Origin of the sequence: Pseudomonas sp. Irchel 3E13 (genome assembly GCF_900187455.1) — a bacterium.
In the GTDB taxonomy this organism is placed as follows: domain Bacteria; phylum Pseudomonadota; class Gammaproteobacteria; order Pseudomonadales; family Pseudomonadaceae; genus Aquipseudomonas.
Genome location: NZ_FYDX01000002.1, coordinates 89,070 through 114,785, shown reverse-complemented (window position 1 = coordinate 114,785; position 25,716 = coordinate 89,070). Strand labels below are relative to the sequence as shown.

The 25,716-nt window shown below is 59.0% G+C and carries 25 protein-coding genes; 16 read left to right on the top strand and 9 right to left on the bottom strand.

The features are described 5' to 3' along the window. Position 1 precedes the first annotated feature (1 nt). From CKW37_RS02935 to CKW37_RS02890, 10 genes are all read left to right on the top strand, one after another. Positions 2-1,111, top strand: a complete 1,110-nt coding sequence (locus CKW37_RS02935; RefSeq protein ID WP_095153951.1) for a phage baseplate assembly protein — start codon at positions 2-4, stop codon at positions 1,109-1,111. After that, the gene (locus CKW37_RS02930) at positions 1,111-1,602 is read left to right on the top strand and encodes a phage baseplate assembly protein V (protein WP_095154336.1); all 492 of its coding nucleotides are present in this window, start codon (positions 1,111-1,113) and stop codon (positions 1,600-1,602) included. Before CKW37_RS02935 ends, CKW37_RS02930 begins: the two co-directional genes overlap by 1 nt. Positions 1,603-1,609: 7 nt before the next feature. Then, positions 1,610-2,005 carry a phage GP46 family protein gene (locus CKW37_RS02925; RefSeq protein WP_371864267.1) on the top strand — a complete coding sequence of 132 codons (396 nt, stop codon included), beginning with the start codon at positions 1,610-1,612 and terminating at the stop codon, positions 2,003-2,005. Continuing rightward, positions 1,995-3,032: a baseplate J/gp47 family protein gene (locus CKW37_RS02920; protein WP_095153949.1), complete on the top strand. Its 1,038-nt coding sequence runs from the start codon at positions 1,995-1,997 to the stop codon at positions 3,030-3,032. Before CKW37_RS02925 ends, CKW37_RS02920 begins: the two co-directional genes overlap by 11 nt. Then, complete coding sequence (locus tag CKW37_RS02915) at positions 3,023-3,619, top strand: YmfQ family protein (protein WP_095153948.1); 597 nt, start codon at positions 3,023-3,025, stop codon at positions 3,617-3,619. Before CKW37_RS02920 ends, CKW37_RS02915 begins: the two co-directional genes overlap by 10 nt. Positions 3,620-3,625: 6 nt before the next feature. Then, a complete protein-coding gene (locus CKW37_RS02910) occupies positions 3,626-5,044 on the top strand; it encodes a hypothetical protein (protein WP_095153947.1) in 1,419 nt (472 codons plus the stop codon). A 10-nt stretch (positions 5,045-5,054) separates the two neighbouring features. Continuing rightward, positions 5,055-5,480, top strand: coding sequence for a phage tail assembly chaperone (locus CKW37_RS02905; RefSeq protein ID WP_095153946.1), 426 nt, complete (start codon positions 5,055-5,057; stop codon positions 5,478-5,480). Between the two features lie 48 nt (positions 5,481-5,528). Continuing rightward, entirely contained in the window at positions 5,529-6,167 is a 639-nt protein-coding gene (locus tag CKW37_RS02900; protein WP_095153945.1) for a glycoside hydrolase family 19 protein, read from the top strand. Continuing rightward, on the top strand, positions 6,164-6,682 hold the full coding sequence (locus tag CKW37_RS02895; RefSeq protein WP_095153944.1) for a lysis system i-spanin subunit Rz: 519 nt from the start codon (positions 6,164-6,166) through the stop codon (positions 6,680-6,682). Before CKW37_RS02900 ends, CKW37_RS02895 begins: the two co-directional genes overlap by 4 nt. Before the next feature lie 149 nt (positions 6,683-6,831). Then, a complete protein-coding gene (locus tag CKW37_RS02890; protein WP_095153943.1) occupies positions 6,832-7,626 on the top strand; it encodes a DNA adenine methylase in 795 nt (264 codons plus the stop codon). A gap of 13 nt (positions 7,627-7,639) precedes the next feature. Here the strand turns inward: CKW37_RS02890 and CKW37_RS02885 are convergent, their stop codons facing one another. The 4 genes from CKW37_RS02885 to CKW37_RS02865 all read right to left on the bottom strand — a co-directional run bounded on the left by CKW37_RS02885 (position 7,640) and on the right by CKW37_RS02865 (position 14,341). Then, complete coding sequence (locus tag CKW37_RS02885; RefSeq protein WP_095153942.1) at positions 7,640-9,007, bottom strand: Shedu anti-phage system protein SduA domain-containing protein; 1,368 nt, start codon at positions 9,005-9,007, stop codon at positions 7,640-7,642. Positions 9,008-10,676: 1,669 nt separating this feature from the next. Further along, on the bottom strand, positions 10,677-12,470 hold the full coding sequence (locus CKW37_RS02875; RefSeq protein ID WP_095153940.1) for a hypothetical protein: 1,794 nt from the start codon (positions 12,468-12,470) through the stop codon (positions 10,677-10,679). Next, the gene (locus tag CKW37_RS02870; protein WP_095153939.1) at positions 12,467-13,144 is read right to left on the bottom strand and encodes a hypothetical protein; all 678 of its coding nucleotides are present in this window, start codon (positions 13,142-13,144) and stop codon (positions 12,467-12,469) included. Before CKW37_RS02870 ends, CKW37_RS02875 begins: the two co-directional genes overlap by 4 nt. A 111-nt stretch (positions 13,145-13,255) precedes the next feature. Beyond that, on the bottom strand, positions 13,256-14,341 hold the full coding sequence (locus CKW37_RS02865; protein WP_095153938.1) for a glycosyltransferase: 1,086 nt from the start codon (positions 14,339-14,341) through the stop codon (positions 13,256-13,258). Positions 14,342-15,353: 1,012 nt separating this feature from the next. On the opposite strand from CKW37_RS02865, the gene CKW37_RS02860 reads away from it, so the two are divergent. From CKW37_RS02860 to CKW37_RS02850, 3 genes are all read left to right on the top strand, one after another. Beyond that, positions 15,354-16,430 carry an NAD/NADP-dependent octopine/nopaline dehydrogenase family protein gene (locus CKW37_RS02860; protein WP_218241202.1) on the top strand — a complete coding sequence of 359 codons (1,077 nt, stop codon included), beginning with the start codon at positions 15,354-15,356 and terminating at the stop codon, positions 16,428-16,430. Then, the gene (locus CKW37_RS02855) at positions 16,427-17,284 is read left to right on the top strand and encodes a DMT family transporter (protein WP_095153937.1); all 858 of its coding nucleotides are present in this window, start codon (positions 16,427-16,429) and stop codon (positions 17,282-17,284) included. The genes CKW37_RS02860 and CKW37_RS02855 overlap by 4 nt, the downstream gene beginning before the upstream one ends. Positions 17,285-17,491: 207 nt before the next feature. Further along, positions 17,492-17,899, top strand: a complete 408-nt coding sequence (locus CKW37_RS02850; RefSeq protein ID WP_095153936.1) for a hypothetical protein — start codon at positions 17,492-17,494, stop codon at positions 17,897-17,899. A 261-nt stretch (positions 17,900-18,160) separates the two neighbouring features. Here the strand turns inward: CKW37_RS02850 and CKW37_RS02845 are convergent, their stop codons facing one another. Together CKW37_RS02845 and CKW37_RS02840 are read right to left on the bottom strand one after the other, a co-directional pair. Further along, complete coding sequence (locus tag CKW37_RS02845) at positions 18,161-19,000, bottom strand: hypothetical protein (protein ID WP_095153935.1); 840 nt, start codon at positions 18,998-19,000, stop codon at positions 18,161-18,163. Then, positions 19,000-19,845, bottom strand: coding sequence for a phytanoyl-CoA dioxygenase family protein (locus tag CKW37_RS02840; protein WP_095153934.1), 846 nt, complete (start codon positions 19,843-19,845; stop codon positions 19,000-19,002). Before CKW37_RS02840 ends, CKW37_RS02845 begins: the two co-directional genes overlap by 1 nt. 116 nt (positions 19,846-19,961) lie before the next feature. Here CKW37_RS02840 and CKW37_RS02835 point away from each other — a divergent pair, with 116 nt between their 5' ends. Genes CKW37_RS02835 through CKW37_RS02825 form a run of 3 tightly spaced genes read left to right on the top strand, consistent with a single transcriptional unit; the run spans position 19,962 to position 22,317 of the window. Further along, positions 19,962-20,618, top strand: a complete 657-nt coding sequence (locus tag CKW37_RS02835; protein WP_095153933.1) for an acetyltransferase — start codon at positions 19,962-19,964, stop codon at positions 20,616-20,618. Positions 20,619-20,621: 3 nt separating this feature from the next. Continuing rightward, the gene (locus tag CKW37_RS02830) at positions 20,622-21,545 is read left to right on the top strand and encodes a hypothetical protein (RefSeq protein WP_095153932.1); all 924 of its coding nucleotides are present in this window, start codon (positions 20,622-20,624) and stop codon (positions 21,543-21,545) included. Then, positions 21,538-22,317 (top strand): TylF/MycF/NovP-related O-methyltransferase, encoded by a 780-nt coding sequence (locus CKW37_RS02825; protein WP_095153931.1) that lies wholly within the window; start codon positions 21,538-21,540, stop codon positions 22,315-22,317. The genes CKW37_RS02830 and CKW37_RS02825 overlap by 8 nt, the downstream gene beginning before the upstream one ends. 55 nt (positions 22,318-22,372) lie before the next feature. On the opposite strand, the gene CKW37_RS02820 is transcribed toward CKW37_RS02825, so the two are convergent. From CKW37_RS02820 to CKW37_RS02810, 3 genes are all read right to left on the bottom strand, one after another. Continuing rightward, complete coding sequence (locus CKW37_RS02820; protein WP_095153930.1) at positions 22,373-23,074, bottom strand: WbqC family protein; 702 nt, start codon at positions 23,072-23,074, stop codon at positions 22,373-22,375. Next, complete coding sequence (locus CKW37_RS02815; RefSeq protein ID WP_095153929.1) at positions 23,071-24,192, bottom strand: DegT/DnrJ/EryC1/StrS aminotransferase family protein; 1,122 nt, start codon at positions 24,190-24,192, stop codon at positions 23,071-23,073. The genes CKW37_RS02820 and CKW37_RS02815 overlap by 4 nt, the downstream gene beginning before the upstream one ends. A gap of 90 nt (positions 24,193-24,282) precedes the next feature. Beyond that, positions 24,283-25,596: a glycosyltransferase gene (locus CKW37_RS02810; RefSeq protein ID WP_095153928.1), complete on the bottom strand. Its 1,314-nt coding sequence runs from the start codon at positions 25,594-25,596 to the stop codon at positions 24,283-24,285. Between the last annotated feature and the right edge of the window lie 120 nt (positions 25,597-25,716).

Genomic DNA, 25,716 nt, shown 5'->3' with positions numbered 1-25,716 from the left:
TATGGACCCATCGAATGCCGTCACGCTCACCGTGAACGGCCTGGATTATCGCGGCTGGACGAAAGCCAGCATCAGTGTCGGCGTTGAGAGGCAGAGCCGAGACTTCAAGCTGGATGTGACATGGCGCTGGCCTGGCCAGAACACTGAAATTCCGGTGCGCCAAGGCGATCACTGCGAAGTGCGGATTGGCGGGGACTTGGTGCTGACCGGCTGGATTTACGGCACGCCGATCAGCTACGACGCCGGGTCGGTGAATCGCTCGATCAGCGGCCGCTCGCTGACCTCAGACCTTGTTGACTGTTCGGCAATCAACAAGCCGGGGCAGTGGCGAGGGCAGAGCGTCTACCAGATCGTTCAGGCGCTGGCCGAGCCCTACGGGGTCGCTGTTATCACGCAGACCCCGGAAACCACACAGGTGACCGATCACAGCATAGAGCCCGGTGAAACCGTATTCGAGTCGATCGACCGCCTGCTGACGCTCTCGCGGTTGCTCTCAACGGACGATGCGCGCGGGCGCCTGGTGATCGCGAAAGCCGGAAGCGCAGGGCGGGCGGTTGATCGGCTGGAGCTGGGGCAGAACATCCTGACTGGCTGGTCCGAGCTTGATTTCTCCGGCGTGTTTTCCGAGTACCGGGTGACGGGCCAGCGGTCGGGCACGAACGCCGAGTTCGGCGCGGCTGCGTCCGAGGTCAAGGCCACAGCAACCGACCCACGGGCTGCGCGAAAGCGTGTGCTGCAGATCCATGAAAGCGGGCAGATGACCCCGGCGCTGGCCGAGGAACGGGCGAACTGGGAGCGCGGCAATCGCATCGGCAAGGCGCTGACCGTGCGTTACAAGGTGCAGGGTTGGCGGCAATCAAACGGCGCTCTGTGGCTCGCAAACATGGTTGTTGCAGTTGTCGACCCGCTCATGGGTCTCGAGCGCGACATGCTCATCAGCGAAATCGAGTACAGCCTCGAGGACACCGGCACGGTCGCGAAAATGACCCTTGGGCCTCCCGAGGCGTTTGAGCCGGAGCCGAAAGATCCGCACAACTCGCGCAAGCTCAAGAAGGGCGGCAAGGCGGACAACTTCGAATACCTGATTCCCGCAGACTGGAAGCCAGAATGATGAAGCGATCGAGCAATTTCCTTGTACGGGGCGTGCTTGCCCTGGTTGGCGCCGGCAGCAAGATGCAGTCGGTACAGATGCAACTCACCGCCGACGAAGTGAAGGATGACATCGAGCACTTCGAGCCGTACGGCCTCACCTCAAACCCGCACCCCGGCGCCGAGGGCCTGACGGCCTTCATCAACGGCGACCGCTCCCATGGCGTTGTGCTCTGCATCTCCGATCGCCGTTTCCGCCTGCAGGCGCTCAAGACCGGCGAGGTGGCGTTGTACACAGACGAAGGCGATTTCCTGCACTTCAAGCGCGGCCGGGAAATCGCGATCGAGACGCTGACCCTCAATGTGAAGGCCGAAACCGGCGTGAACTTCGACACACCGCTGATCCGCACCACGGGCCGCATCGAGGCCGATGGCGACGTGGTGGCTGTTGGTGTCAGCACCTCGCAGCACGTGCACGAAGGCTCCGACAAGAAGCCGGTACCGGGGAGCTGACATGGCATTGCTGACTGACGATCCCGGCGAAAGCGCGTGGCGAAGGGCGGCGGTGATCAGCTTGCTGACCTGGCGTCGAGCCGATGCCGGCGATGTGCTCGATGACGACCAGCGTTACGGCTGGTGGGGCGACAGCTTCCCGACCCTGGGAGACGACCGCATCGGCTCGCGCCTGTGGCTATTGCGCCGTCGATCGCTGACTGCGGATACCGAGCGCGACGCGGTTGCGTTCGCCCGCGAGGCGCTGGCCTGGATGCTTGATGACGGCCGGGTGAGCGCCGTTACCGTAACGGCCGCCCGGGGAGTCAACCGCCTTGACCTGGTTGTGGTCCTCTCCCTGCGGGACGGCACCGCGATCGATGTGCAACTCGACAACTTCTGGCAGGTGATCAATGCCGTTTGAAACCCCAACACTGCCCGCCCTGATTGCCCGTGCCCAAGGCGACCTGGCGGGCTCAAGCCTGCTGCGCTCTGATGCCGAGGTGCTGGCCCGGGTGCATGGCGCGGCCAGCTTCGCGCGCTACGGGCACCAGAAATACATCGCTGACCAGATCCTGCCGGACACGGCCGACGAAGACACACTGCGCAAGATGGCGCGTGCCCGGCTCAAGCGTGACCGCCTGGCTGCCGTGGCTGCCACTGGCCCCGTGTCGCTCAATGGTGCGGTGTCTGCGCTGCTTGATGCCGGCACGCTGTTGCAGCGTAGCGATGGCGTGCGCTTTCGCGTGGTGGCCACCGTACAACTGACGGCGACCACCGGCACGGCGAAGGTCGAGGCTTTGGACGCCGGCCCGCTGGGCAACACCGAGGCGGGCGAAACGCTCAACTTGGTGTCGCCGGTGCTCGGGGTGAACAGCGTGTTCACCGTCGCAGCGCCGGGGCTGCAAGGCGGCACCGATCAGGAAAGCATCGAGACGCTGCGGGCCCGCGTGATCCGCTCATACCGTGTGATCGCCCACGGCGGCAGTCGCTCCGACTACGTGACCTGGGCGACAGAGGTCGCTGGCGTCACCCGCGCCTGGGTTGTGCGTCACTGGATGGGGCCCGGCACTGTTGGCCTGTTTTTCGTGCGTGACGGCGATATCGACATCATCCCCACGGCCGAGGCTTGCGATGCGGTGCGGGCCTACGTCGAAAACGAACGACCTGTGACCGCCGAGCTGTATGTGCTGCCCCCGGCGGAGAAGCCGGTGCAGTACCAGATCAGGCTAACGCCCGATACAAGCGTCGTGCGGCGTGCTGTGGAAGCTGCCCTGATCGATCTGCACAACCGGGAATCCGAGCTGGGCGCCGGGCTACTCGAGACACATATCAGCGAGGCCATTAGCGGCGCTGCAGGCGAGCGCGACCACAAGGTGCTGAGCCCGATCGGTGATGTTCCCGCCGAGGACAACCAGTTGCTGACCTATGGGGGTGTCCTGTGGCTGTGAGGACGGCAGATGACTACTACGCGCAGCTGCGCGCACTGCTGCCGCCGGGCCCTGCGTGGGATCGCGAGTTCAACCCGGAGGTGGATAGCGTGCTGGGCTCGCTTGCCCAGGAGCTGGCTCGCGAGGATCTGCGCGCAGCGGATCTGTTGGCCGAGTCCCTGCCGGACACGGTGCGCGAACTGGTGCCCGACTGGGAGCGGGTGATGGAGCTGCCCGACGCCTGCATGGGCGAGTCGCCCACGTTCGACGACCGGCAGCTGGCGGTGCGCCGGCGGCTGGTCGAGGTCGGCGGTCAGTCCCGGGCGTACTTCCTCGACCTGGCGTTCTCGCTGGGTTACCCACAGGCACGAATCGTCGAGCACCGCTCGCCCCGGTTTGGCCGCTCGCGGTTCGGGGGCGGACACTTCGGCACCTGGTCGGCGCAGTACATGTGGACCCTCGAAGCCGGCCCCCGCCTGCGCCTCGGCCGTCGCTTCGGCGCGAGCTACTGGGGGCAGCGCTTCGGCGCCGATCCGAATGGTGCCCTGGAGTGCGTGGTGCGTCGCGCGGCGCCGGCGCATGCAGTCGAATTTATCAACTACGGATGAGCAACGATGGATTATCCAAAAAGTACCCCCGGCGTGGGGCTTGTGAACGGCAAGTTCGCTGACGAAAACCCTACTACCGGTCAGATTGGCTCGCTGATCCCGTCAGCCTGGGGCAATGCGGTCACCGATGAAATCCTCGGGGTGATCCGGGCCGCCGACCTGGTCCCTGATGAAAACGACCGCACCCAACTGGCGCGGGCCATCGCAGCAATCATCGGGGCGCCTTCCGGCGTGCCGGCCGGCACTTACAACAAGGTGAAGGTCAATGCCCGGGGGCTGGTGATCGAGGGTTCAAACCCGACGACGCTGGACGGTCATGGCATCACCGACGGCCTGCAGAAGGGCTTCCGGGGGCTGGGCGGCACCACCGCGCCGATCGGTACGGTAGACGTTATCGGTCTGGAAGGCGGTTTCTATTCGTTCGGCGCCGGCGCAAGCGGCTTCGGCCAGTATTGCACGGTGCTGAACTTCCCTTACTCGACGGCCAACTATGCGGCGCAACTTGCCTTCGCGTTTTCCGGCGAAGAGCCCGTGATCCTTGCGCGGATGGCGAAGTCAGCAGGCGCATGGGGCTACACCCGCACGCTCTGGCACAGCGGCAACTTCAATCCAACGCTGTACGCGACGAAGGCAACGACGCTTGTCGGGTACGGCATTGTCGACGCATACACCAAATCGTACATCGATGGTGAGCTGGCAAAGAAGGCGAACTGGGCGATCACCCTGGGCGGGTACGGGATCACTGATGCTTTCACGAAAACCGAGGTTACCGCCCTGCTGGCCAACAAGCTGTCAGTCGGGGGTGTTAGCCAGCAGGTGCCCGTTCTGGCTGCTGGCACCACCGGGACCACGTATTCCAGTTCTGCAATGCAGATCCGCGAGGCTCGCGAAGTCGGTGACGCTCAGTCCGGCGATGACTACGCACCGGCGATCGGGCTGCACTGGCTTGGGCGCGCGACGGGGCGTCTGATCATGGATGCCCTCGGCACGTTGAAGTGGAATGGCCAGCCGCTGCTGCTGGGGTTGCGCGCGTCGCAAGAGGAGGTCAACGGGGGAGGCGGTGGCGACAACAACGTCGTAACTGTTTCGAAAATGCGCCTGGGCTTCAACGTGATCAAAGGCGGTGGCGGGGCGAACAACGCGGTTGTGTTCCCCACCTGGCTCGGCGGGTTGGTGGTGCAGTGGGGCGTCCACGTTGCGAATACGGCGGATGCGGAGACGGCCGTTACGTTTCCCCTGGGCTTCAACATCATTCCGGCATGCGTGAGCATGCTGACACACGATGGAACGCTGACCCAGTCTGGCGTTGTCTCGCAGGGGCGCGGCTTGACGGCGACGGGCTTCCAGTCACGCCGTGAGGATATCGGGACGGCGTATTCATTCAGTGCGACGGCGTATATCCGCTGGATCGCGATCGGCTACTAAGGAGAAATGAATGGGTATTTGGGCCAAATGGGTCGAGTCGGACGGGCGCTTTTTGTATGGACTCGCGGATAACGGCGGGGTCGAAATTACCGCAGTTCGGCACTTGGAGCTGCTTGCGGCCGGATCGGCCGGTCAGGTTGTCCGCCCGGGGAAGGAGGGTGTTCCCGAAATCGCAGAGCCAGCACCGCCGAGCGATGACGTGCTGCGCGACATCGAACGTTCCTGGCGTGACAGCGAGTTGAGCCGCTACGAATGGATCGTTACCCGCCACCGCGATGAAGTCGAGATGGGTTACGACACCTCGATCACGTCGGAGCAGTTCGCGGAACTGATGGAGTACCGCAAAGCGTTGCGCGACTGGCCGGCGGCCGATGCGTTTCCTGAGCAGATGTCACGGCCGGCGCCGCCTGACTGGCTCGTCCAGCTCAACCAATAGAGCCCCGTACTGACGGGGCTTTTTCTTGTCTGCAATTCGAGGTGGCAAATGCCAATTACAGAACATCAACTACAACAGATCCTCCCCAACGCCGGCCAGAAAGCCGGCGTTTTTGTTCCAGCGCTCAATGCGGCAATGGGGAAATACGCGATCATCACGCGGCTGCGTATTGCGGCCTTCATTGCGCAGATCGGTCACGAATCCGGCCACCTGCAGCGGGTCAAGGAGAACCTGAACTACCGCGCCGAGCGCATTCGGGAGATTGGCCTGGCGTCATCCCCGAACAGTCGTTGGCGCTCGTTGGTACCGCGTGCCGCCGAGTTGGCCGGCAACCCTGAGAAGCTGGCCAACGCGGTCTACGGTGGCCGTATGGGCAACGGTGCCGAGTCCTCTGGCGACGGTTGGCGTTTCCCCGGTCGGGGGCTGATCCAGCTTACCGGCCGGCTGAACTACAACGCCTGCAGCGAGGCGCTGTTCAGTGATGGGCGGCTGCTCGCTACTCCCGAGTTGCTGGAGCACCCCGTCTATGCGTCGCTGTCGGCGGCCTGGTTCTGGCAGATCAATGGGCTCAATGGCCTCGCAGACCGGGGAGAGTTCCTGCAGATCACCAGGAATATCAACGGGGGGGCTAATGGCCAGGAGGATCGGCAGAAGCTTTATGAGCGGGCACTGGCGGTGCTCCAGTGAGTCTGCTGGCTTGGCGCTTGCCCACTGTCGCGCTGCTAATCGGGCTCGGCCTGGGCGGTGGCGCTGCCTGGCGGTGGCAGGCGAACGAGTATGAGCGGCAGCTCGCTGAGCAGGCTGGCCTGTTCCAGGGCGAGCGTCTCGCTGCAGGGCTCGCCGTCGTTGAATGGAACACCGCTGAGCAGGCCAAGCGCATTGCCTTAGAGGCACGCCTGCAAGCGGCCGACAAGAACCATCACCAGGAGCTTACAGATGCCCAACAGGCCCAGGCTCGCCTTCGCGATCGCCTCGCTACTTCTGATCTGCGGCTGTCAGTCATCCTCGCCAATCCAGCCTCCTCAGCTGGTAGCGGTGGGGTGTCAACCACCCCCGGCGCCGGCGGCGTGGTTCATGGAACCAGTCGAGCCCAACTTGACCCTGCGCATGCTCAACGAATTGTCGCCATCACCGACGAAGGCGATCAAGGACTGATCGCGCTTCGCGCCTGTCAGGCCTACGTGCGCGAAGTCTACAAATGAAAAGAGGCGAGCCGGTTGGATGCGTCAACATCCATCCCGGCCCGCCGAACCCGCAGACCCTTCCTGCAAGTCCAGCCGTGGCCCCTGCCTTGTGCACAAAGCGCGGCGAGCCTAACACCTGTTTATCCATACAGTAAAGACTTGCATATATGACCTCTCCAATCATCCCCTGGATGGGTGGCAAACGCCGCCTGGCCGACCGCTTGATCCCTCTCTTTCCCCCACATGAATGCTATGTCGAAGTCTTCGCCGGCGGTGCTGCGTTGTACTTCATGCGCCCCCAGTCCGCACCGGTGGAGGTGCTGAACGATCTCAACGGTGACCTGGTCACCCTTTACCGTGTTGTGCAGAACCACCTGGAGGAGTTCGTCCGCCAGTTCAAGTGGGCGATCAGTTCCCGCCAGATCTTCGAGTGGCAGAAGATGACTCGCCCTGAGACCCTGACCGATATTCAGCGTGCAGCCCGCTTCTTCTACCTGCAGCAGCACGCCTTCGGCGGCAAGGTCACCGGGCAGACGTTCGGTACCGCCACCACCGGCCCTGCCATCAACCTACTGCGCATTGAGGAGAACCTGTCCGCCGCGTGGCAGCGTCTCGCCGGCACCTACGTAGAGAACCTACCCTGGCTCGCCTGCGCCGAGCGCTACGATCGATCGCACACGTTCTTCTACATGGACCCGCCGTACTGGCAGACCGCCGGTTACGGCGTGGACTTCCCGTTTGAGGAGTACGAGCGCATGGCCGACTTCATGCGCCTGTGCAAGGGGAAGGTGATGGTTAGCATCAATGACCATCCGGACATCCGGCGCGTCTTCGAGGGTTTCCACTTCGCAAGCCTCGATATCCGCTATACCAATACGAACCAGAGGCAAGGTAAGGCTGAGGTCACCGGCGAGTTAGTGATCATGAACTGGCACCCTGAACAGTTAGGGCAACTTTTCTAAATGATTCAACTATTTATCCAAGCTTCAATCCAGTTAGTTTTGAGTAGGCTGTAATTGCCCTCTCTAGCAGATCGTCGAAGGTCAGAAACTCGTCCAGATTGTATTGTAGGGTCACCATACCGATGTATTCTTGAGCTTGGGCTGGAGTTGAGATGTTCTGCTGTGTGGCGCGGCTCATTATGACGCAGGTTTTGCACTTTGTGTGAATGTTAGGGTATTTTTCTGAGAGTAAGTTATAGTGAGTTGAAATATAGTGTTTCCATTCTGCGGTTTGAAAGACGGCTTGGCCGACCTCTGCTCTGGGCTGACCCTGTGTGGTTCGGATATCTTTCGATGGGCGCTCTATTTCGATCATTTTATATGAGGAATTGCCGTAGCGAATGATGAAGTCAGGCTGAAGCTTTTTCTTCCCAATGGGTGATGATAATCCACCGGGGTAACGAAATTCCGGCTTGCTTTCAACCTCTCCATATACATCTAATAATATAGGGTTCCGCTCAATTATTTCGTGAAAAACTTGTTCGGGTGCGTTGTTCTTAAATTTAAGTGCGTCACTTAACTCGGTTATGGCAAGCTTCAGCGATTCCATTTTGGTGTTATAGCTTGCTAGCCATTTGTCAGTATTGCCGAAAGACAGAATAGCTCCATCACGCTCCGTGCCGTTCGAAGCGGCCGCGTCAAGTAGATCTTGACGTAAGTCTTTTTGAACTAGTAAATCAACTAGACGCAAATCTAGAGATGCTTCGTCAACATGACAAATTATTTTGAGATATTGAAAGTATCTTCTATTGTTTAGGTCGGCAGGAAAGAAACCCATATTTACGATTTTTTGGGAGAAACCAAAGTCGGCGTTTTCTTCATAAAAGGTATCCTTGAAAATAGAGCCATAAACGCCGAAGGTTAGGATGTTGAGAACTTCCCGTGTGGATGTTCCAAGCTGCGAAATTTTAAGGGAGAGGTTGAGCTCTGTACTTGACGTAGTAGTAGATGTGATGATTTTCTGCAATCGTCCACGCCATACGCAAGATGCTAGTGGTTTCTTACTGACAAGCCTGTAAATAGGAGTAGGTTTGTCATAAAGATCATATTTTTTTAGGTGTTCTATGAGTGAGGTGGGGCGCCTTGATGGTTCGTAGTCAGAATACTTTGCCGGTCCTCCGAAAACGTACCATTGGTGAGGCGGCTCTTTTTCTAATGATATGATTATTCCGTCTTGCGCGATGTAGATGTTTAGCTCGCTGGCGTCTAGGTATGGAGACTTTAATATGTTAGGGTAGCCTGCTCCATAAGGAGGCGGAGTTAATGAGTTTTTATAGTGGTTGCGATATTTCTCTACATAGCTAAAGATAAATTTTGAAACTTTATCTATTTGGGTTGTCATTCGAAAATGCTACCTATTTAGTTTTGTTTGAAAGTGTGAGCTTTTGTTGTCTGTCAGTAAATTTTTTATGATTATGATGTTTCTGTAGGAGGCCACTAAATCCGGGCGTATTGCTGGGGCATGAGTTAGGAATAAAGGCGATCGCTACGGGATTTCTGCTGATCGCTGTGGGTCGCTTGCCAGCAGGCCGGCCTTGCGAGTTACCTTTGCTCGCCCAGTGTGGCTTCGTCCAAACCATTTCATCCATGACAAGGCTCCAGACTTGAGAATTCTTAGGGCAGAGTTAGGGAAAATTCTAGGTCGCGCTGGGCCTAAGTGGGCCATCCGCTGAGGCGAGAATAGCCCGTTTTGCTGGCCGGTAGCGGCCTAATGAGAAGGTTGGGCAGGTTCAAATCCCCATCCAAAGAGCCCGCAGCAGTTCAGCCAATCGGCAGATATTCGGCGGGGCTGGCGTCGGGAAATCCATGGGGCAAAAATGGGGCAAATCGGACGCCAAACAATGCCCATCAGCGCCTAGAAGAAAGGATATGCGATAGCGCATATGGTGTGTGCAGCCCCTGTAATCAAGGGCCGGGGCGCTTTTAGAACTGATACCCCAGCACAATCGGGGTGTGCAACCCTAGGATCGAAGGCGTTGAATCCCCGATGAGATCGCCTCAGCGTGAATGTCGAGGGCCGCTAGCGCGGCCATTACGTTTTGGTGAGTGACGACTGCGCCACGATGGCTGACCCAAAGCGAGAGTTCCTCCAGCGCTGCTCTAATGGCAATCTGATTCAGTAGCAGCAGCTCAAGCGTGTCAGCTGCTGTCGAGGCCTGTTGATCCATGAGAATGCTCCGTGGTGGAGAAAATCTTAGGGCAAATTTAGGGCAAATCTTGGGCCGCTTTAGGCCAAATAGGGCCATGCGCTAACGGCAGAATAGCCCGTAATCATGGCCTGTTACGGCCTCATGAGCGCTTTGGGCGGGTTCAAATCCCTATCTCTCCGCCATATGTAATACACAAAGCCCCGGAAATCGGGGCTTTGTTGTTTCTGGGCCTTTCTACTTCCCTGCCTGTTCCTGTGTATCGCCGTTGCGGGCGCATTTGTTTGGCATATGCCTTTCGATTTTATCCGGCAGCGCTCCCGTTGGGGCTCATGTGCCGCCCTTATCGGGTCGAACCCCATTCGTAAACGACTGATCTGACCGGCTTTAGTGCTCGAAGCATGGCTGGGCTGAGAGGTTGCTGCCGTTTCTCGTTGCGTGTTGCTGGCTCAAGCTGCGTTACTGGCACAACTCGACTGAATCTCACTTGGGAAGCAATTCATCTGGTCGCTGAGTTCTCGGCGCGCTTCCGGGTTGCTGAGGATGCCCCGGCGGACTCCCGGCGCATTGCTCTGTTCTTCCATCTGCTGCAACAAGCCTTCGGCGGCAAGGTGGTGGGCAGATTATCGTTGCCACTCAATCAATATCCCCTCGTGCCCTCTAGAGGTCTCAACAGCACGCAAAAAAAACGCCCAAGCCCTTTGTAAGGAGGGCTTGGGCGTTTTTTCTTTTTGGCTTCAGCACAATCAGTGTGTGCGGAAATGTCAGGCATTCAGGGTCTTGCAGCGGCCGGCAGAGGCACAAAATTACGAGCCGATTGGTTAAATCCTTGATTCCTGACGAAAATCACGACTGAAGACTGCGCTAGGGATTTGAAGCTGCCGGCAGATCCTCGACCTTCAGGCTCCGGGTAATCACGAAACCGTATTTATCCTCGTTGGCCAGATAGTCTGTGCTCGCCAGCGATGCGCGCAGCGCTGGGTAATTGAAGGAGTCAGGTCCCATCAGTACCCGGCTGCCCGGGTGCTGCTTGATGGCGGCGGTGACGCAGGCCATATCCGGGCAGATGCGATGACGCTTTTCGAGGTCCGGCAGCAGGGCGACGAACTGGTAGTTGGTGATGATCAGGCCATCGCCCAGGTTGTTGATGTCGGTGTAGGCCAGGTGGTTGACGGTAGGCCAAACGATTTCACGACGGGCCTCCTTGGCGGCTTCAAGGTAGCGCGATTCTCCAGTCACCAGTTGCAGCAGGCCTGCGATGGCAACGGCGAGGACCAGTCCGATGAGCTGCAGTGTCGCGCTGCCACGGGTGTGTTGACGTCGCAGGGGGCTCTGTGCCGAGCCGAAGAATTCCCGCAGCGGCGCAAGTTCGCGCATCAGTGGGCCTTCGAGGATCGAGGCGCCGCAGATTGCCGACATTCCCAGCAGTGCAATCAGGAACCAGCCGTTGCGTTCGTCATAGGCGCAGCAGTTCGAATAGGCGATGAAGGCCACCCCTGAGCACGCCAGGTAGACCAGGCCGATCTGGCTGACCAGGCGCTTCGGGGTGCATAGGTTGAAAGCGGCCAAGGTCAGCATCAGCAGCAGAGGGAAGCGTCCGAACATGTTTACCACGAGGTTCCAGCCATGTTCGTAGATGCCGCCTCCGTCAGATGCCCGCGAAGTCAGGCTCATGAGGAAGCTGAGATTGCCCAGCGCGGTCGGCATCGATGGCGCGGAGGAAAAAATGATCATGAAGGTCGCGGGTGGTACGACCATAGCCGCCAGGCGCGCCAGGTACCAGGCAGGCCGTTTCGAAGTACGCAGACCTATCAGGATCAGCCCCAGCGCGATTGCGATCGCGCCCAGGGTGCCGGGTTGCTTGGTGATCGCGCCGATACCGGCAAACAGTGCGGCGCACAGGGTGTACTGGTCGATCCGCTCGTCCTGGCGGTCGCAGCAGGTCGCCAGGTACAGCGCCACCCCGGCGATCAGGGTAAGCATCATCACGATAGGGTCGGTGATGCCAGCCAGCAGATGTGGGTTGAGCAGGAATATGCCCCATACCGAGAGGAACACCAGTAGTGCCGCCAGGGGCCGGCGGGCGATGGTCAGCGAGCCAATCTGCACGACCAGCAGCAGCGGGAAGATACACAGCAGCAGGCGGGTCATGACCCAAACCATCGGGTTGGCTTGGGCCTTGTAAATCAGCGACCACAGCCCTGGCAGGAATAGCGGATAGGCGGCGATGTAAGGCGAGTAGGTGTTCTCGAATAACTGCATGGCCCAGTTATTCCAAGAGGCGTTGACATCCCAGCCGGATAGAACGATTTCTCCATCGAGGATTGGCTTAAGCGCTCCCAGCGGGCTCAGCAGCAGGCCGATTGCGATGAGCGCGACCACCAGCAGCAGGCTGCCGAAGCTGAAGACGACTTTGGCGTCGTTACCCTTGAAAAATCGACGCACGGTGATCACGGTTACCGCCAGGAGGATTGGCAGCAACAGGTCGCCGAGATTCAGCCAGTAGGACACGAACACTACCAGCCAGCTCAGCCACAGTGATTTGGCCACGGTCAGCGTGGTCAGGGACAAAATGTCGATACGGCCCCTGATCGGCCAGATGAAGCCGATCAGCAGCATGAATAGCGAGACCGCCAGAAACCCGAAAAACAGCGTCATTTGTTGTCTCCAGTAGCGACATAAGGCACGAACTTGACGTTCGATAGCACCACTGCGGCCCTTGGATCACCGTAGTTGAGGTTGATTGCGATCTTCATGTAGCGAGCGCTGGGCGGAATGCGGTTCAACTCGCGCCCGTTCGGAGAGAACACGCCGCTGAGCTGGAGGCGTCCTGTGGCACGGGTTACTACATCGTTCGAGGCGACGCCGAACATATGCGACTGCGGCTCGATAATGATGTTCTTGTCCTTGTCGAAGAACACCACGCCTGCGTAGGTGGCCGAGCCCTTGTCGTCGGTGCCATCGGTGAGGGTTATCAGTTCGAAACTCATCCGGTAACTGTTGTTGCTATCGATGGGCAGCAACTGTCGGCTGTAGAGGTTGCTGGGGCCGACGAACAGCGCGCCCTTGCGATAGCCCTGGCGCACAAGGAGCAATTGGTCCTGGAATACTTGCTGAGAGTCACGAGAATCGACATAGCGGGAGTAGTTCACCGCATTGATGTCGAAGTGGTCCCAGAGCCCAAGCTGCATGGACAGTTCCTGCCGGTAGAGGTAGCTCGCGCCGGTGGCAAGCCATAGTGCCAGCAATACGGCGACCCAGCGGAAAGTGCGTGGGTGCAACTGCACGTCGTTGCCCAGGGAGGAGGGGAGTGTTTGATTGATCTGATTCATGTCTGGTTCGCAAAGGCAGGGTAGCGGCGGTTCCCTGGGCGGGAGCCGTCAGACTGGAAGTGCTAAAGCATCAGGGTTGGCCATGACTGACCAGCCCTGAGCTGAAAGGAATTATCGAGACGTTTCCACGCTTGGCGGGACGGGGGTCGCAGTTGACGCCACATCCGGGGCTGGAGCGACCTTCTTGAAGATGAAAGCCCTCTGCACGAAGAAGTTGAAGAAGAACAGGCCCAGAGTGCCGGCGATATAGGTCAGCACCTTCGGCATTTCGAACTGTTCTTTGGCCAGATCGATGAGCGGCACCAGGATGGAGATATTCAGGAGCACCAAGATCAGGTACTTCATGAAGGTACTGAGGGTGTTTCCACCCACTTTGTAGATGAAGTTGCGGGCCAGATAAAAATAGCCCAACGTTCCGACCGTGCGCGCCACGACCACGGACAATGTTGTGGAGCCGCTGATCGAATCGACTAGCTGGAAGGTCAGAAAGTCCATCAGGGCGAGGAACAACGACACCATCCCGCCGCGCAACAGCACTGCGTAGATTTTCGCCGAGTCCTGCAGCTTGCGGAAGTGCGAAGACGGGTTGCCCGGCTCGTAGACGGTTTGGATCACGACCTCCTGCAGTCGGTTCCTGCGCGCGAAGATAATCAGGGCCGCCAGTTCGAAGTCGTATTTATCCTTGGTTATGGCTAGCAAGTCTTCATAGAAGCACGCTGGAATAAAACGCAGTCCGGTTTGGGTGTCGTTCACACGTTTGCCATGCACCAGATGGAATACCCGGATGGTCAATTCGTTGCCGAACTTGGAGCGCAGCGGTGTGGACTCGTCAAATACTCGGCGACCGAGGATTACCGAATTGCCGGTTTCGACACCGGCCGCCATGACCCGCAGGATGTCTACGGGGAGGTGCTGGCCGTCGGCGTCGGCCGTCAGCACATAAGGCATTCCCCGATCACGTGCGATAGCGATGCCGGTTTTCAGCGCGCCACCCTTACCCTTGTTTACAGGATGCGTCACAACTTCGATGCCGCGTGCCTCCAGATCGGCAAACACTTGAAGTGCGACTTCACGACGAGAACCATCGTTGATGACGAGCAGGGGCACGTTCTGATTGGTGCTGCGCATCATCTCCAACAGTTCATCCACTAGCTTGACTAGGGTTCCATCCGGTTCGTAAGCAGGGATCAGGATCACGACAAATTCCGCATTTTAGGTCGAGGACCGCGAACTTTATAGTCGAGAGAAGGGGCCGTCAATCTGATAGGCGACTTAAGGATTGAACTTTTGCTCAAAAAAAATGTATTCCAGGCTCCTTTTCGAACGAGTGGAAGTTTGGAGGGGGCGTCGTGCCCCCGGATTACAGCCGAGGGATATCCGGTCATGAGTGCTTTTCCTGCGAGTGGCATCTGAGGTCGTTAGCTGCCAGACACCGCATAAACGGTTATGCAGACTTGATTCGGATTTAGCTGTGCTGGCCTGGGTCCATGGCAATTAATGAATTATGGGCTGAGGCCCCTCATCATCGCGCGGACAGAACGAAAAGCTAAGACAGCGATAAGACGAATTAGAGAACCTTGAGTGAAGAGATTGTTGGCGGGGGGGGGCGGTCGGGGCAGGTGAGTCGCCCCACTCTGAATATGGAGGCTATGCGAAGGCTTCACCTTGCAGAGGCAGACGCGAAGCAATCTGAATGGGTTGAGCGCCTTCAAATGTTAAGCACTGTATGAAATGCATCCGAACTCACCCATGCTGAATTGAAAACAGATTTCTGCGTGACGCTGGTCAGAGTGCTCATTTACACCCATCAAACGTCGAGCGACCCCCAGGCTGTTCCTCGCCTGTTTTCACCTTGGCTGATCGCCTCTCGGCGACGTTTTTTACACAACCCAGGTGCCTAAAAATTCGCCGCTGGACAAGGGGCCGAGGGGAGCCCCTCAGGTCGTCAAATCGTGATTTCCTTCTTGGCGGAATTGTCGCTATCCGAACTCCGCCATAACAGTAATGTAATGCTCACGTAATGGTGGCGATACTTGGAGTCTGGAAGGTCCTGTCGAATGTTTTTTAGTGGGTTAAATAACTTACGTGTCGCGGGTTGTTATTCTGGTTTCTTATTGATTCGGAAATATCGGATTACCATTGGTTGATTGTTCTTTTGTGTGCAAAAGAACCTAATGGCCGCCGAATCCATTTCCAGAGGAATAATGACATGACTGCTGTTTCCATTCTCGGCGCAGGACACTGTGGCTGTGCCTTTGTCGCAGATCTCTCCCATCGCGATATTGATACGCTGTTATATGCGCATCCACAACACAGTGGCAATCTCGATAGTATCGAGGCCGCAGGTGGATTGACCTCGTCCTTGGCGCCCGATAGTCGTGTTCAGCCGCGGTTGAGCACGTCCATGGCCGAGGCCCTGGCGTTCTCCCGCTATCTTGTTGTTACTGTTCCTGCTTATGGCCATATGACCATCATCGATGAATTGGCTGAATTCGATTTGAGCCGGCATGTTGTCATTTGTATTACCGGCAACTTCTTTAGTCTCGTCGCACGAGGCAAACTGAATGCCAGGGCAATCATTGAAACCAGTACATCTCCCTATGCCTCGCGCTTTGATGGCGGCCATGTGCGTATTACGGGAATAAAGAAGCTTCTTCCCGTCGCTTCCCTGCCGGTGGCGCTTGATGCAACTGTCCGGCGCGATATCGAGGCGTTATTTCCGATGCCACTGGACTGGCGGGACAATGTGCTGGAAATCGGGCTCTCCTGCGTTACCGGTGTCATTCATCCGGTACCGGCGTTAATGAACGCGGGCTGGATCGAAACTTCTGGCGGAAACTTCTACTTCTACCGGGAAGGTATATCGGCCTCGGTCGGCAAGGTGGCCGAACAACTCGATCAGGAGCGGCAAGGTATCGCACGTGGTTTTGGTCTGCACACCCGCTCAGTGGTGGACATTCTCAATGGTTTTTATGGCCGTTCATTCACCAGTTTCAACGAGTTCGCCAGTAATTCGCCTGAGCACAATGCCTTGCACATGGCGCCGGACCATATGCGTCATCGCTTCGTTTCCCAGGATGTTCCCTATGTGCTGGTGCCCTGGTTCGAGTTGGGTCAGCAGATTGGGGTGGACTGTTCGATGATTGGCTCGATCATTCGGCTGGCCTCCGCGGTCAACAACACCGATTACCTGGCCCAAGGCCGTAATCTTCGCGCTCTTGGCCTGGAGAACGTCTCGCGGGACGACATTCTCGCCAGTGTCGGAGCGGAAAGCGCAGCGCTATGAGTGCGGTCAGGCGCGCGATTATCTGCAAGCTGGTTTCAGCGCTGTTGATTGCCGGGATGTACGGCTTGATCAAGGGCCTGGGACAGGATTATCCGGTGGGACAGATCCTGTTCGTACGTAATCTGTTCGCCTTGATCCCTATCCTCCTGTTGATCCACTTGCTCGGGGAGTGGGGGGCTCTGCGTACCCGCAATGTCGGGGCACATTTGCGCCGCTGTACCTTCGGCACCGCTTCGCAGGTGCTTTGTTTCGCCGCAGTGGGTTTGTTGCCATTGGCCACGGCCACCGCGCTGACGTACACGGCGCCTCTGTTCATCGGCCTGTTTGCAATGTTGTTTCTCGGCGAGTCGGTCAGCCGTGGCAGATGGCTGTCTTTGCTGTGCGGTTTTCTCGGTGTCTATCTCATCGTGCTGCCGGGCGCGGGCAGTGTCGAGCCGGGTGTGCTGGTCGCTCTGGCGGGCGCTGTGGCCACGGCCGCCGCCCTGCTTTCCATCCGCACCATGTCCGGTGAAGAAAAGGGCAGTGCGGTGGCGTTTTACTTCACGGTGTTCGGGGCTGTAGCGGGGGCGTTGTCGCTATGGTTCGACAGCGTCGTGCCTTCCCTGGAGGAGTTGCCGGTGCTGGTGGCGATCGGGTTGCTGGGCGGCGCGGCGCAGATTCTGCTGACGTTCGCCTACCAGAATGCGCCCGCCACACTGATAGCACCCTTCGAGTACTCGACCCTGGTCTTTGCCAGCCTGATCGGATTCCTGGTCTGGGCCGATGTTCCGGCTGGCAATGAGCTGCTGGGCATCGCGGTAATCGTCGGCGCGACGACCTGGCTGACCCTGCGCGAGCGCAAAGTTGGAGCCTGACTGAGTGCGGGAAGACCTCGTTGAAAAACGCCGGTTCACCGAAACCTTGCTTTTCATTCCCCTGTCCGCTGCGATAAATTAGCGCAGCTCCTGTGCTGATGAGGGTTACTCACCGACAAGTCAGCCAGTTGCTGGTCAACGCCGGAATCATGATGTTCCGCTTGATGGAATTACCCATCACCTACATTTTTTGAAAGGATGTAATTAATGTACGCAAAGCTTCTCACTGCAGCTCTCGTCTTCGCCGCTCCTTTGGCGTGTGTTGCTGCGACCTCTGTCACGATCAACGCCAATAGCAATTGTATTTCCAGTCCATTTGGACCGACAGCAGGCGGTGCGGCGGTAAGAATTCCACTTGCGCCGGGCCGCTATGTTTTTTCGCTGATATCGAATGACATGAGTTGTTCAAACGGCGATCTGTCGGCGGGCTGTCTGATCGACACGGTATTCTTGCAGGGCGGCTGGGGGAGCGCTCGGTGGGGCACGGTGGTCACAGCCAAACCGACTGTGGTCGACATGACTCAAGCCACCATGGAACTCGCGGCCTATGTTGGCGACGACGGTTGCTCCAATAACACAGGAACGGCAGTAATACAGATTCAAACGGTCAACTAACAAGTAGCCGGGGAAACCGTTCATGTGCAGACAAGTAAACATGCTCTGCACATGACTGGAGGCTTCAGTCCACATTGCGCCATTCCATGGTGCATACCCGCCCGGCATCAGTCAAAAATCACTTAGTGCTCGCGCACTGTCCGGCGAATCTCCCCCGACTCCACTCCCGTGTATTGCACCGCCTACGGTTGGGCCTGCCTAAGTTGGCGGTATTGGCAGGCCGGCGACTTGTCCAGCCATACCCGGTATACCGTACGTCGATCAGGACGCTGCAAGGGCTTCGGTGATCTTCGTCGACAGGAGCGGGGCACCATCGCCCTCAGGTAGCAGATGGTCGTAGTCGCCAAAGTGTTCGTCGACGAAGTCAGCGTCGGCGTAGCAGTCGAGGATGTTCATGTTGAAGCCGGGGCGCAGGCAGTCCATCAGCTGCTGCAATTCGAACGCGCCGCGGAACAGATGGGGCGAGTCCGGGCCGGCGACGGCCTGGTAATCGCGGTGCATCGGTGGAATCACCAGGAGCACCCGGTGACCGCGTTCGGCGGCCAGCATCAGCAACTGAGCCAGGTACTGATTGCCATCTTCCTTGCGGTTGAGCCGCAGGTGATCCTCGACCCGCTGTTGCACGCTGTAGTCTGCTGGCATGAAGCCTTTCTGGTGTTGCGGCAAAAAACCGGACTTCCCGCCGAGTGTGTCGTCGATTGCCTCCAACCTGCCTTCCAGTTGGGCAGCAATCTCCATCAGTTGCGCATCGTCATAGCGTTGCCCAAGCCGGAACACTTCGTTCATCAGCGGTGCGAGAGTCTTTTCGCTGGGTGATTGTTCCAGCACGTTACCGGGCGAAAACAGAGAATAGAAAACGATCAGCGTATTCAGGTTTGGTGCCTGGCTGGCGGCGTATTGGTAAAGCGCCAGGGAGTGGCGAAAATCCTGGGAGCGGCTGCACAGGTTGAACGCGCCGGGGCAATACGCAGGATCGAACGCGAAGTCGCCGTGGGAGGATCCGAGGGCGAGGCGGGTGATGCTGTGTTTTTCCCGTTGGAACATCGTCCGCTTGGCGGCGAAATAGGCGATCAGGCCTGGGAAGGGATTGCTGTTGTCCATCAGGTGTTCTCGGTGGAGTAGGTGTCGCGCACTTGCTCGACGCTCGGGAAGTCCTCAGTAATGAAACCACGCTGCATCGACTTGTGCTGAGTGAATGGATACTCGCGTTCGATGAACGTCCGCTCGCTGGCGTTTTCGTAACGGCCGCTGATGGAAATCCGGATACGCTCGTCGCCTTCGCGCGAAGAGCGATGAATGGTGAAATTCGACATCAAGCACACGCCGCCCTTGCCGACACAGACAGGTATGAAGTCTTCGTCGTTGAAATGCCGGTCGTCGACCCGCAGCACATGTTGTTCCTGCGCGCCGCTGAGCAGCCCCTGCACATGACTTTTCGGGACCACTTCCATGGTGAACAGCCTGGCGTCGATATCCATGAACGGAATCCAGGTAGTGATGGTGTCCAGGCTGCCTTGTACCGAGGTCCAGTCCTGATGGGCATCGAAGCCCTGGTAGCCGCCGGGGATAACCAGCCGTTTCGACATCAGGTGCAGCACCGGGGTGGTCTGGAACAGCGGGGTGCTGATGCCCAGGTCGGCGGTGGCATCGCGCAGGCGCTCGGCGGCCATCAGGCGATAGACACCATAAAGTTTCGAGCACATGCGCAGGGTGGCGAGGTACAGCGCAGTGTTGGCGCTCAGCAGAGCGGCCATGTTCTGGTGCAGTGCGTCCAGGGTCGGCCCGCTTGCGACGGGCAGCGACAGGCGCTCCAGTTGTTGGGCGAACGAAAGGCTGAAGTGCTCCAGCGTTTCATCGAGGTGCCGCGGGTCGAAAATATCCTCCGCCACCAGATAGCCGTTTTCCTTGTAAAAGCGGATTTGACCTTGATCAAGAATCTTGCCCATCTGCCCGGAGTCCTATCTCGTTACACCAGTGACAATGTTAAGGTGGGCGCAGTATACACAGCCCGTTACACAGGCCCTTTTGACCTGACTCATTTTTGAAGACCTTGGAGACCACGATGCAGAAAGTTGTGATTTTCGGGGTTCTGGATACCGCGCAACTGGCGCATTACTACCTGAAAAAAGACCCCACGGTGGAAGTCGTCGCGTTCACCGTGAATGAGCGTTATATCCCGGAGTCGAAGTTATTCGAAGGGCTGCCAGTAGTGCCGTTCGAATCCCTCCAAGACTATTTCCCGAGTACCGAATACAAGCTCTTCGCCCCCATGACCGGACGCAAGATGAACCGTCTGCGCGAGTCGGTCTATATCCAGGGCAAGGACAAGGGCTATGACTTCATTTCGTATGTCAGCCCGAATGCCACGGTCAATGACAATGTCATCGGCGAGAACTGCTTCATCCTCGAAGACAACACCCTGCAGCCGTTCACGACGATCGGCAACAACGTGGTGATGTGGAGTGGCAACCACATTGGTCATCATGGCGAGATCAAGGACCATGTGTTCTTCGCCTCCCATGTGGTCCTCTCCGGGCACTGTCTGGTCAACGCCTATTCATGGTTCGGGGTCAACGCAACCATCACCAACAATTGCACCATCGGCGAAGGCACCTGTGTCGCCATGGGCGCATTGATTTCCAAAGACACGCAACCCTGGCAGTTGTATATCGGCGCGCCCGCACGGGCGGTCAAAAGCAGTCAGGAACTGGATTTTTAGAACATGGCCTGGAAAAAACTCGGTAGAACCTTCGACCCCGATATCGACTGGGTCGGCTCCCATGCCCAGGTGCCGACGGCACTGGTGCTGGACGATGTCATACGGGTGTTCATTTCCACCCGCAATGCCGCGGGGAAAAGCCTGTGTTACGCGGTCGACCTGGACAAGCAGGACCCGCGCAAGGTCGTCGCCCGCCACCGCGAGCCGTGCCTCGGTTTCGGCCTGCCCGGCACCTTCGACGACGAAGGGGTGATGCCCAGCTACGCGGTGAAGAAGGACGGTCGTACCTACCTGTACTACAGCGGCTGGAACCAGCGTCTGACGGTGCCGTACCACAATGCCATGGGCGTTGCGGTCTCCGATGACGACGGGCTGCACTTCGAGAAACTGTTCGAAGGGCCGATCATGGACCGTACCGCCACCGAGCCTTACCTGGCCGTGACGCCCACCGTGCTGTACGACGAGGGGCTGTGGAAGATGTGGTACGTCTCCGGCACCCGCTGGCTGGAGGTCAACGGCAAGTATGAGCCGCTGTACGTGATCAAGTACGCCGAGTCGAAGGACGGCTACGAATACACCCGTTTGCCCGAGCCATGCCTGGAGTCGCGCTTCCCCACCGAAGCCTTCTCCCGCCCCTGCGTGATCAAGGAAAACGGCCTGTTCAAGATGTGGTACTGCTCGCGGGCGTCGGAGGACTTCCGCAACGGCGCCGGCTCCTACCGCATCCGCTACGCCGAGTCCGTCGACGGCAAGAGCTGGACCCGCTTCGACGATGACGGCATCCTGCCATCGGAAGAAGGCTGGGACTCGTTGATGACCTGCTACCCGTTCATCTTCGAGACCGGAGGCACCAAATACATGCTGTACAACGGCAACCGTTTCGGCACCAGCGGCTTTGGCCTGGCGCTGTGGAGTGATGATGAGTAATTCGAATATCCAGGACGACGTCTACAAGCTCGAGTCCACCGCGTCGGACCTGCAATACGCCTTCCGCGACAAGTTACGCGACCTGTTCCTCAACAGTCCGCTGTCCGATGATGACCTGCTGTTCAATATCGGTTTGTATACCCGCAGTTCGGTGTTGGTGAAGTTCATCGTCCTCAGCGACCTGTACAAGCGCTTCAAGCACATCCCCGGGATGATCTGCGAGTTCGGTACCTGGTACGGCCAGAATCTGGTGCTGCTGGAAAACCTTCGGGCGATGTATGAACCGTTCAACAAGCAGCGGCAGATCGTCGGCTTCGACACGTTTGAAGGCTATTCCGCGCCGGGGGAGAAAGACCGCAAGGAGAGCGGTGTATGGGTGGAAAACTCTTATTCGACCAAGGCTGGCTACAAGGACTATCTCAACGAACTGCTGCAGGTCCACGAAGGTAATAACGTGCTCGGTCACAAGCGTGGCGTGCACTCGCTGATAGAGGGTGACGTGTGCCGGACCGCGCCGGAATACTTCAGGACCAATGCCTCGGCTATCGTTGCCTTCGCCTACTTTGACTTGGGTCTGTACGAACCGACCCTGGCCGCCCTGACGGCGGTCAAGCCGCATCTTGTGTCGGGTAGCGTATTGCTGATGGATGAGCTGACCTGGCCGGAGTCGCCTGGCGAGGCCCTTGCCTTCAAGGAAGTCTTTCAGCCGAGCGAGTACATCCTGGAGAAGTGTGAGCTGTACCCCTCCAAATGTATTGTCACCATCAAGTAAGGACGACCAGGAACTCCATCGTGGCGCTCGAGCGCGAGCGTCTTTGGCCTGAACCTCAGAGGTAATCGAAGGCCGCCAGGTGCGGCCTGATGCCTTCCGGTCCGACTTCCATCAACGCATCGATGATCGACAGGTACGGCGTGAAGCCTTCGCCGCGCTGCCGGTAGGGCCGCGCGCGCATGGCGATGAAGCGCAGGTCGATGCCCGCTTCGGTGAACGCCGCCGGGTCATACAATGCGCGCCCGCCCTGTGCGTTGATATAGGTCGTGGCCTGCTCCTGGCGACAGATATCGAGGATCCGCGCCTGCGCCGCCAACTGGCTGTTTTGGTAGATCTGGCTACTGGACACGATCCGCGTTTCCAGGCCCATGAAGCCGGCGAGGGTGCGCAACTGGTGGGTAAGGAATCCGGCCAGGTTGCTGTCCTCGTGGCTGAGGATCTGCTCGATCAGCGGAAACACCTCGTCGAAACAGGGCGCCTTGCGGTAGGCCATTTCGATGCTGCGCAGCAGGCGCCGTTGCCATTGCCCGGCGGGTGCGATTTCGATGTCGCGGATCTTGCGGTTCTGCGAGGCCTGCAGCAGCGGCAGGGTGATCAGGCCCGGCTCGTCGTTGATGAGGATCCGGTTGCGGTTGATCCAGCCACGGTTGATGTAGTTCACGTCGTCGTAGACCACGAAGCAGTCCGACGCGTGCAGGAGTTGCCAGTAGCCGATGTAGGGAAACAGGTACGGCTGCATGATCGCCAGTGCGGTCATGCAGCGGCTCCGGCGATAAGGCTGACGATGAAGTCCACCGTTTCGTGTTCCAGGTTCGGATAGATCGGCAGGCAGATCACCTGTTCCACCACCCGGTTGGCCACTGGCAGGTTGGCGGGGCTGGCCGAAGGTGCGTCGCAGTACATCGGCAGGCTGCTGATCAGCGGCTGGAAGTAACGTCGGCCATGGATGTTGTGGGCGGCGAGGTGTTCGAACAGGGCGTCCCGCGCCAGCGGATAGGCCGGTTCCACCAGGATCGGGAAATAGGCCTGGTTGCCGGTGTGTTCGCCGACCCCGTCGATGCAGCGGATGCCCGGGACACCGGCGAGGCCATTGCGGTAGCGCTGGTCGATCTGCCGGCGCTTGTCCAGCGCCGCGTGCAGATGCTCCAGTTGCAGCAGGCCGAAGGCCGCGTGGATTTCGCTCATCTTGCCGTTGCTGCCGATGTGTTCCACCGTGCTGCCGTCGCGGGACAGTCCGAAGTTCTTCAACTGGTCGATATAACGTTTGGTCGCCTCGTCGGGGCAGACGATGGCGCCGCCTTCGAAGGTGCTGAAGACCTTGGTGGCGTGGAAACTCAGCACCGACAGGTCGCCGTGCCGCAGCAGGCTGCCGGCATCGTCGCGAACACCGAAGGCGTGGGCGGCGTCGTAGATCACCTTGAGGCCGTGGCGCTCGGCGATCTGGCGAATCGCTCCGCTGTCGCACGGATGGCCGTAGCAGTGCACCGGCATGATCGCCGTGGTCTTGTCGGTAATCGCGGCCTCGATCCGCGCCGGGTCGAGGTTGAGCGTGTCGGGGTCGATATCGACGAACACCGGCTTGAGGTTGTTCCACAGCAGGGAGTGCGCCGTGGCGACGAAGGAGTAGGGCGTGGTGATCACTTCGCCGCTGAGCCCCGCCGCCTGCACCGCGGTAATCAGTGCCTGAGTGCCGTTGCAGAACAACGAGAGGTGCTCGACACCGAGGTACTCGCACAGGGCGGCTTCGAGGCGCTGGTGCACCGGGCCGCCGTTGGTCAGCATGCGCCGGTCCCAGATCTCCCGCAGGTAGGGAATGAAGGCTTCCAGGTCGGGAAGCGCGGGCTGGGTCACGAAAATCGGTTCCCTGTCGCTCATAGGCTGCGCATCGTCATGATGGTTTTCCGTGGTTGCCGGCGTGTGCCGGTCGACCTGTCTTTCGTCAGAGCCGTGCATGGCCCGGGATGTTCAGAGCGCTTTGTCGAATTCATGGCGGGCCCAGAAGCTGCGCATGATTTCCCAGCACCGCCGCGATTCGCCCTGAGCCGCGGCGCCGTACAACACCTGGCACTGCTCGCCGTGAATGCGGAAGCTGCTCAAGGGCTGGGTCAGGTACACCGTGTTGCCCTTCAACGCGAGGTTGAGGAAGATCGCCACGTCCGAGGCCCAGGCGATGGGCTGCTCGTCCACCGACATGAAGTCCGGGGTGACCTCGATCATGTCATCGCGCCTGAACATCACCGTGCTCGGCTCGCCGACGAAGTTGATCTGCGACAGCATCAGCGCGGTGCCCAGCGACAGCCCTTCGATCATCGAGTCAGCGGCCACCGGCGCCTGGGTCGCGGCGATATCCGGCAGCGGTGCGTCGTACTCATCGATGCGCTGGCGCTTGGAGGTCACCAGGGTGATATCCGGGTAGTCACTGAAGCTCTTGATCATCCGCTCCACGCATTCGGGGTCGAGCAGGTCATCGTCGTTGAGGAACTTGATGAACTCGCCGCGGGCCTCGTTCATGCAGAGCACATGGTTGAGGCGGCCGATGTCCTTGCCGGCGTCCGGGTTGCGCACGTAGCGGATGCGCGGGTCGAACTTGCCGTACTCGGCGGTGATGGTTTCGATGGCATCGGTGGGGCAGTCGTCGCAGACGAGGATTTCCAGGTTGCGGTAGGTTTGATTCAGCGCGCTTTCCAGGGCCTGGTGCAGGTGTTGGGTCTTGTAGGTCGGCATGACGATGCTGACCAGTGGCTCGGCGTCCGCGGCCAACTGGCGCAGTGGCTTGCGGAACTCCAGCACCAGTTGCCCTGGCGCGGTGGACTCCAGGCCGCTAAGGGCCGGGTCGCTGCTCGCGCCTGGCGCGGTAACCGTCAGCGGCTCCAGGCCGACCATCTTGCAGATCCGCGTCAGCTCCGCTTCGTCGTAGGTCCAGGCCTGCTGGCGCAAGGCGTTGTTGAGGCGTTCGCCGCGGCCGATGCCCGGTGCCGAGGGATCGGGGCGGTCGCTGAGGTAATCGTCGATCAGGGCCTTGAGGTCGGTGGTGACCAGGCGGATCACCCCGCCCGGTTGCAGCACCCGGCGGCACTCATGCAGCAGGCGAATGCCCTGGTTGCGGCCGAGGCGTTCGAGCAGATGGGCACTGTAGATACCCGGAACCGTGCCGCGCTCCCAAGGCAGGGCCTTGCCCTGTTCGAGGTGCAGGTCCGCGCCCGGTGCGTCCAGGTCGATATTGAAGAAGCCCTGGCGTGGGTGATCGGCGCAACCGAGGTTCAGGTAAATAGGGTGCATAGTCATCGCTTCGAATTTGGGCGTGGTGTTCAAGGGCCTGGACCCCGTGGCTGCTTTCACGGGAAGGCAATAATCACTGTGTCGGCAGCGAGCGCGGGTTCATGACCACGACAGCGGTTG

Coding starts and splice junctions, on each gene's coding strand:
- CKW37_RS02905 (WP_095153946.1), top strand. CDS start 5,055: ATGGGTATTTGGGCCAAATGGGTCGAGTCGGACGGGCGCTTTTTGTAT.
- CKW37_RS02850 (WP_095153936.1), top strand. CDS start 17,492: ATGTACGCAAAGCTTCTCACTGCAGCTCTCGTCTTCGCCGCTCCTTTG.
- CKW37_RS02840 (WP_095153934.1), bottom strand. CDS start 19,845: ATGGGCAAGATTCTTGATCAAGGTCAAATCCGCTTTTACAAGGAAAAC.
- CKW37_RS02815 (WP_095153929.1), bottom strand. CDS start 24,192: ATGAGCGACAGGGAACCGATTTTCGTGACCCAGCCCGCGCTTCCCGAC.
- CKW37_RS02825 (WP_095153931.1), top strand. CDS start 21,538: ATGAGTAATTCGAATATCCAGGACGACGTCTACAAGCTCGAGTCCACC.
- CKW37_RS02885 (WP_095153942.1), bottom strand. CDS start 9,007: ATGACAACCCAAATAGATAAAGTTTCAAAATTTATCTTTAGCTATGTA.
- CKW37_RS02845 (WP_095153935.1), bottom strand. CDS start 19,000: ATGGACAACAGCAATCCCTTCCCAGGCCTGATCGCCTATTTCGCCGCC.
- CKW37_RS02890 (WP_095153943.1), top strand. CDS start 6,832: ATGACCTCTCCAATCATCCCCTGGATGGGTGGCAAACGCCGCCTGGCC.
- CKW37_RS02920 (WP_095153949.1), top strand. CDS start 1,995: ATGCCGTTTGAAACCCCAACACTGCCCGCCCTGATTGCCCGTGCCCAA.
- CKW37_RS02900 (WP_095153945.1), top strand. CDS start 5,529: ATGCCAATTACAGAACATCAACTACAACAGATCCTCCCCAACGCCGGC.
- CKW37_RS02860 (WP_218241202.1), top strand. CDS start 15,354: ATGACTGCTGTTTCCATTCTCGGCGCAGGACACTGTGGCTGTGCCTTT.
- CKW37_RS02820 (WP_095153930.1), bottom strand. CDS start 23,074: ATGACCGCACTGGCGATCATGCAGCCGTACCTGTTTCCCTACATCGGC.
- CKW37_RS02935 (WP_095153951.1), top strand. CDS start 2: ATGGACCCATCGAATGCCGTCACGCTCACCGTGAACGGCCTGGATTAT.
- CKW37_RS02835 (WP_095153933.1), top strand. CDS start 19,962: ATGCAGAAAGTTGTGATTTTCGGGGTTCTGGATACCGCGCAACTGGCG.
- CKW37_RS02810 (WP_095153928.1), bottom strand. CDS start 25,596: ATGCACCCTATTTACCTGAACCTCGGTTGCGCCGATCACCCACGCCAG.
- CKW37_RS02870 (WP_095153939.1), bottom strand. CDS start 13,144: ATGAATCAGATCAATCAAACACTCCCCTCCTCCCTGGGCAACGACGTG.
- CKW37_RS02830 (WP_095153932.1), top strand. CDS start 20,622: ATGGCCTGGAAAAAACTCGGTAGAACCTTCGACCCCGATATCGACTGG.
- CKW37_RS02855 (WP_095153937.1), top strand. CDS start 16,427: ATGAGTGCGGTCAGGCGCGCGATTATCTGCAAGCTGGTTTCAGCGCTG.
- CKW37_RS02875 (WP_095153940.1), bottom strand. CDS start 12,470: ATGACGCTGTTTTTCGGGTTTCTGGCGGTCTCGCTATTCATGCTGCTG.
- CKW37_RS02930 (WP_095154336.1), top strand. CDS start 1,111: ATGAAGCGATCGAGCAATTTCCTTGTACGGGGCGTGCTTGCCCTGGTT.
- CKW37_RS02910 (WP_095153947.1), top strand. CDS start 3,626: ATGGATTATCCAAAAAGTACCCCCGGCGTGGGGCTTGTGAACGGCAAG.